We start from the raw sequence: 6,633 nt of genomic DNA, 5'->3' as shown, positions 1-6,633 counted from the left end.
TTGTTTGATTCGCTCCCGGTCACGCTCCGCGTCACAAAAGGGGTGGCGTTACAGTCCAGCTGGCAGGTCAACACCAGCCTGGCTAGCCAGATCATGTAATGACCATGTGATTTCGCCAGTGCGACCTATCAGACTATCCGCATGCGCAAGCGAACTGATGATCGCCTCCTCGCTGGCAGCAGACACGGCTCTAAAGCACACATCCATCGCATTATCACTGAGACGCGCAGCAGTGTCGATCATCGGCAATGAACGACCATCAACCTCGTGGCCAGCCCAATGATTCATTCGATTCGCAGTACTGAACGCGACAACAATCTCGCCGCTACCATTGCCGATATAGCCGCCGCAGCGAGTAATACCAACCGTGACGCGTTTAGCAAACCGGCGCAATTGGCGCGCATCGACCGGCAGATCAGTGGCAATAACCGCCACAATACTGCCCTTATCCTCGCCGCTCACCAACGAGCGCTTAAATTCCGCCAACTGCTCCCCTACTGGTACGCCGGCAATACGCAAACATTCCAACGCACCAAAATTTGTCATTACGAGCACGCCAATCGTGTATTCGCGCCCGTCGAAAGAAAGCACGCGCGAGGAAGAGCCAATGCCACCTTTTAAGCCAAAGCAGGTCATGCCAGAACCAGCGCCTACCGCGCCCTCTTCACAATCTTCGCTGGCAGCGCGCATCGCTTCAAACCCGTGTTCTGGGCGTACGCCCATTGCGCGAATATCGTTGATTGGCCCATCATTGCATTCCATCACCACAGGGTTCACTGTGCCCGTGCTGACGCCAATCTGCGGATGCGTGTCAAGTGCGTGGCGTACCAGCGCGTCAAAGCACGCGCCGCATGAGAGCGTATTGGTCATGAGAATCGGCGTCTCTAAGCAGCCAAGTTCTTCAACTTGCACAAGCCCCATCGATTTGCCGAACCCGTTAGAAACGTATGCGGCAGCCGGCAGCTTGCTGGTGAAGCAATCGCCAGGCGGTACGATCGCGGTTACGCCCGTATGCAGTGGGCCTCCTGGCCCATCCTCAAGCGTCGCATGACCAACCCGTACACCGGGCACGTCAGTGATGAGATTGCGCGGTCCGCGTGCTGCCGCGCACAATTCGTTGTTGAGATTGCTTGTTACACCCATCGCCGTCTCCTTACCGTAGTGCGACGCCATTGTTGCATACCCGGCAACGTATTCGTGAAGGAACACGCCAGCGGCGAGATGCAGCGACAAACAACCGTATTATTCGATAATCCAACTGAGTGTGAGCAGCACAGCGAGGAACAGCACGTTCACTGCCGTATACACCGCCAAATAGCGGCCCTTACGATGGGGATATTGCCGCACCACATTCTTGTAGGAGATCAGTGAAGCCATCGAAGCAATCAGCGTACCCATGCCACCCAAATTGGTGCCGATAATCAGTTCACGCCACTGATCGCAGAAGCCGGAGAGCAAAATCGTAGTTGGCACATTGCTAATAATCTGGCTGGAGCCTACAGCCACTTCGAGCGGGTGACTGCCGACCAGCGAGCGCGCGAGCTCATAAAACTCTGGGACGCGCTTCATATTGCCAATGAAAATAAAGAACATGCAGAACGTGAGTGGCAATCCCCAGTCAACATAACGGAATACGCGCCGGTCGGTAAACAGGAACGTGACGAATACGATCACGCACATAGCCCATAGTGGGATTACGTCGGAGACTGCGAGCAAGCAGACGACGAACAGCAGCAAATACACGACTGTGCGCCAACCGCCGTAGCCTGCACCGTACCCAGTAATACGAATCTCGTCAGGCTGATGCTTGCCACGTTCCGGTGCGAGTACGCCGGTTTCGAGATTGCCGAGGTTCCCAACTGGCTGCTTGCCAAACACCACGCATGCGACGATCACCAGTAGTACGGCAGCAACACCCGAGTAAGGGGCCATGATGGTGAGGAATTCCAGTGTAGGCATTCCGGTAAGCGCTTTGAGATATAGGTTATGCGCGTTACCGATAGGCGTAAACATGCTGCCGACGTTCGCACCAATGGTCATGAGCGTTACTACAAGGATGGTTTTCTCTTGCGCGCCCGCCATGATAAGCACTGCTACAGCAAAGGGTACGAATGTCACCAGTGCTACATCATTGGTAATGAACATGGCAGAAAAGAAGGTGAGCGCAACCAGCGTGATCACGAGTCCGCGCATGGTAGCGGTTTTTTCGAGCAGTCGTGAGCCGATAATGCGGAAAATACCGATGCGTTGGAAGCCGCATACTACTATCATCAGGCAGATGAGCTGACTGATCGTGCTCGCGTGAATGTAGCTTTTGTAATCAGCGTCTGGAGGCACGATAAAGCAGGATACTAATGCGAGCAATGAGGCGACGATGAGAATTGTTTCGTTCTTCAGCACCCTGATGAGCAAGCGCCGCATCGAGCCCTCCGTTTTCAAACCATAGTTCACGCTGTGTGCGAGGACAATATTAACGGAGTCCACGGCCTAGTACGTAGTTATCGGCGTGCTGTTTTCCGACAGTTTTGCAAGAAAATAGCGACTTTTCCTTACTGTTTATTGGGTTCAGCTCCCGACCATGCGCATATTTACTAGATTGACTACAAGTAAACGCACGTTAAATAACAACACCATATGTACGCCGAGTATGACGCTCCGCAGTGCAGCGTTTGTTAATCAACCATTCCAAACGCAAACTACGCGCACTACGCAGTATGAGCGTAGTTTCACTTGCTGTTCACCTAACGGTATTCGAGATTTTTTCGATGTAACGTCCACGCCATGCGCCTTTGCTGGACTATAGAAAATGAACACGGCAGAAGGGCTGCAGCCGGTTCGATGAAGTTGATTCGACCAATCCAGAGCAGACCCACGAACAAGCAAGTTGAGAAATATGCTCGAACTAAACAACATTACTAAATCGTTTGGGGACGTTCACGTCCTGAAGGGCATTAGTCTGACGCTGGGTGATGGTCAGATCATGTCAATCCTTGGTCCCTCCGGCGGCGGTAAAACTACGCTGCTGAACATCATTCTTGGTATTACTGATCCGACCAGCGGTCAGATTCTCTACGATGGTAAAGATCTGACCCGCGTGCCAATGGAAAAGCGCGGATTCAACATTGTGTTCCAAGATTATGCGCTCTTCCCGAACCTCACTGCGTATGAGAACATCACGTATGGTTTGCGCAATAATCCTGGTATTTCTTCCGAGAAGGAAATCAAGGAACTGATTTCGCTGCTTGGTCTTGAAGAACATTTGAACAAGCGCATTGATGAACTGTCCGGCGGTCAAAAGCAGCGCGTAGCACTCGCTCGCACGCTAGTAATGAAGCCGCGCCTGCTGCTGCTTGATGAGCCACTCTCCGCGTTGGATGGTGTGATTAAGGAATCAATTAAAGCGAAGATTAAGCAGATCGTCGAACAGTACAATCTCACGACGATTATGGTGACGCACGACCCGGAAGAGGCGTGCACGATGAGCGATCGCGTGCTCATCATCAACCAGGGTACTATCGCGCAATACGATACGCCGGAGAACATTATCGAACACCCGGCAAGCGATTTCGTACGCAAGTTCATTCTGCATCAGCTGGAAGTCAAGCGTAATAACATCTACTCGCTGTTTAACGAGGCTGAAGCGGATGAGCGCGCACACGCTGCCACCACAGTAGGCGCACCTGCTGGGCAGGAGGCGTAACACATATGTCTGCCGAATCTATTCAAGCAGCGAAACAACTGCCGAATATTGCGCCTGAAATTATCAATTATGAGCGGCGCCCCGCCCCGCGCAAGCAGACGGAATTGTGGACGCTCCTAGTTATCGTCGCGGTAGCGTTCGCCGCGTTCCTCGTTATTCCTATGGCATTGGTGATCATCCGCTCGTTTACTACTGCGGATGGCGCGGCAACGCTCGCTAATTATGCGGCAGTGCTCAAGCGTCCTGAATTTGTGCGTTCTATCACCAATTCTGTGATCGTTTCCACAGCGTCTGCGCTGGTTGCAGTTCTGCTCGCATTCCTGCTCGCGTACACGATTAACTGCACGAATGTGCCCGCCGGTTTTAAGAAAGCTGTCGAACTGCTCGCACAGTTGCCAATGCTGCTGCCGACTATCACCTACGGTTTCGCCATCATTTACTCGTTTGGTAAACAAGGGTTGATTACTCGACTGTTTGGCCATCAACTGTTCGACATTTACGGTTTTAACGGCTTGCTGCTCGGCTATGTGATTTACACGCTGCCAACCTGCTTCTTGCTGATCAACAACAGCTTCCAGTTCGTTGATAAGAAGTTCATTATCGTCAGTCATATTATGGGCGATACGCCGGCGGTAACATTCCTGAACACCGTACTGCGCCCGTTAATCGGCACGTTGGCCGTCGCGTTTATTCAGTCGTTCTTCCTCGCATTCACTGACTACGGTATTCCAACATCGGTCGGCGGTGAATACGATGTGCTCGCGATGACCTTGTTCAACCAGATGCTTGGCAGCATTCCGAACTTCAACCGTGGTGCTGTTATCGCAGTGTTCATGCTGATCCCGTCGATTATTTCGATCATTTTGATGACTGTGCTGGAGCGCTTTGCAATCCGCTACAAGCAGATCAGTCAGGTCGATCTACCGAAGGGACCGCGCCGCGACTGGGCGTGCGGCATCGCAAGCGTGATCGTACTCGTATGCACGCTCTCGGTGTTCGCAGTGATCCTGCTGATTCCGTTTGTTGCCGAATGGCCGTTCAACACGAGCTTCACATTCGCGCACATCGCGAACATGTTCACTGATTCCGAGCTCACGCAAGTGTTCACCAACTCGCTGTACGTAGCAGTAATGACAGCAATTGTCGGCTGCCTGTTCGCATACGCGGCCGGCTTGGTGACATCTCGCTCGAAGTTGCCGAACTGGGCGAAACGTTCCGTGGATGCGATTTCAGCGATCATCAACACAGTGCCTGGCATGGTGCTTGGTATCGCGTTCCTGTTCGCGTTCTCCGGTTCAGCCCTGCAGAACACGTTCTGGATTTTGATCGTCGCGAACATCATCCACTACTTCGCCACCCCATACCAGATGATCAAAGACTCACTGTCGAAGATGAACGCCGGTTGGGAGACCACCGCCAAACTCATGGGCGATTCGTGGATCAAGACGATCATGCGCGTGGTCACGCCGAACGCACTGCCGACGATTCTGCAAGTGTTCGGCTACTACTTCGTCAACGCGATGGTTACCATCTCCGCAGTCGTGTTCTTGACCGGCGCACGCACGCAGGTCATCACCACGAAGATCTCCGCGCTGCAGCACATCGCGAAGTTCGATGACGTGTTCGTGCTCTCGCTGCTGATCTTGGTCACCAATCTTGTTGTCAAGGGTGTGATCGCGTTCGCCACGCGTGACCGTTCTGCTGAACGCGCACGCTCTCGTTCTGCTGCGCGCGCCACCGTACGCACGCCACAGGTCGCCGCCGCGCGTGCCACCGTAGCCGCCGATACTCGTCTGACCGCCGCAGTACAAGCTGCAGAAAATGGCACGCCGGACTTTCCGCTGCCGACTACTGGTAACCGTCGCGCTCGCAACGCCTTCACTGCCGGACTTTCAGCGATACTCGCCGTGCTGCTCGTCGGATTCGGCTTCGGCGCGACGTCCACCGCCTCCGCCAACGGGCAGGTTGTGATCTACACGAACGCCGATGACGAAGCCGTGGTCGCTTTCCAGCATGCGCTCGACAATAACGGGTTCAAGAACCAGTACATTATCCAGTCGTTCGGCACCTCGGAGCTTGGCGGCAAGATGCTCGCCGAAGGCAAGGCACTCGAAGCTGACATGCTTACCATGAGCTCCTACTACGTCGACTCGGCACAGGAACGCAATCACATGTTCGCGCCGCTGACCGACGTGAAATCCCAGCTGCTGGGCACGTCCGAAAACTCGAAGGCTCCGAACTATCGCCGTCCAACCACTGCGCAGGAGGGTGCGATCATCGTCAACACGAAGGCGCTTGCAGCTGCTGGCGTAGACGCGCCTAAGAGCTTCAAGGATCTTGCCGACCCGAAGTACGCGGGACTGATCTCCGTGCCTGATATGGAAGGCTCGTCAACCGGCTGGCTGATGATTCAAGCTATTGCGGACGCATACGGTACCGGTAAGGAAGGCAAGGATATTCTCACTACGATTTACCGGAACGCTGGCCCGCATCTTGAACAGTCTGGTTCTGGACCGCTCAAGGCCGTGCGCTCTGGCGAGGTGGCGATTGGCTTCGGTTTGCGCCATCAGGCTGTTGCAGACAAGAAGAAGGGCTTGCCTATCGACTACGTCGACCCCGAGGAAGGCAACTATTCGCTGACTGAATCGGTGGCCGTGCTTGATAAGGGCCGTGCGACGAACCCGAAGGCACAGAAGATGGCTGCAGTCATCATCGACCAGGGTCGTAAGGAACTGCTTGAAACGTACCCGACGCCGCTGTATGTCGGCGAAAAGGCTCCAGCGAATGCGTCGAAGCGTTCTCAGACGTTCCCCCAGCCGCTCACCGTTGATTTGCTCCAGCAGCATCAGGACTTCTCGTCCGAGTGCAAGCGCATTGCCCAAGGCAAGTAAGGCTACGGCGCTACTTTTCACCGGGGGTGGGGCGGCATGTGT

4 protein-coding genes are annotated in these 6,633 nt (G+C 54.2%); 2 read left to right on the top strand and 2 right to left on the bottom strand.

All coding sequences use genetic code 11. The features are described from left to right. Positions 1-48: 48 nt before the first annotated feature. On the bottom strand, positions 49-1,233 hold the full coding sequence (locus tag D2E25_RS10370; RefSeq protein ID WP_241217181.1) for a DmpA family aminopeptidase: 1,185 nt from the start codon (positions 1,231-1,233) through the stop codon (positions 49-51). Between the two features lie 9 nt (positions 1,234-1,242). After that, positions 1,243-2,421 (bottom strand): anion transporter, encoded by a 1,179-nt coding sequence (locus D2E25_RS10365; protein WP_125982554.1) that lies wholly within the window; start codon positions 2,419-2,421, stop codon positions 1,243-1,245. Positions 2,422-2,893: 472 nt separating this feature from the next. Here D2E25_RS10365 and D2E25_RS10360 point away from each other — a divergent pair, with 472 nt between their 5' ends. Together D2E25_RS10360 and D2E25_RS10625 are read left to right on the top strand one after the other, a co-directional pair. Further along, on the top strand, positions 2,894-3,700 hold the full coding sequence (locus D2E25_RS10360; protein WP_125982552.1) for an ABC transporter ATP-binding protein: 807 nt from the start codon (positions 2,894-2,896) through the stop codon (positions 3,698-3,700). A gap of 5 nt (positions 3,701-3,705) precedes the next feature. Beyond that, positions 3,706-6,591 (top strand): extracellular solute-binding protein, encoded by a 2,886-nt coding sequence (locus tag D2E25_RS10625; RefSeq protein ID WP_206430771.1) that lies wholly within the window; start codon positions 3,706-3,708, stop codon positions 6,589-6,591. The last annotated feature ends 42 nt before the right edge of the window (positions 6,592-6,633 follow it).

It is taken from the genome of Bifidobacterium goeldii, assembly GCF_003951095.1.
GTDB classification, from domain to species: domain Bacteria; phylum Actinomycetota; class Actinomycetes; order Actinomycetales; family Bifidobacteriaceae; genus Bifidobacterium; species Bifidobacterium goeldii.
Note: the sequence above shows the minus strand (reverse complement) of the source record. Positions and strands in the feature narration are given on the sequence as shown.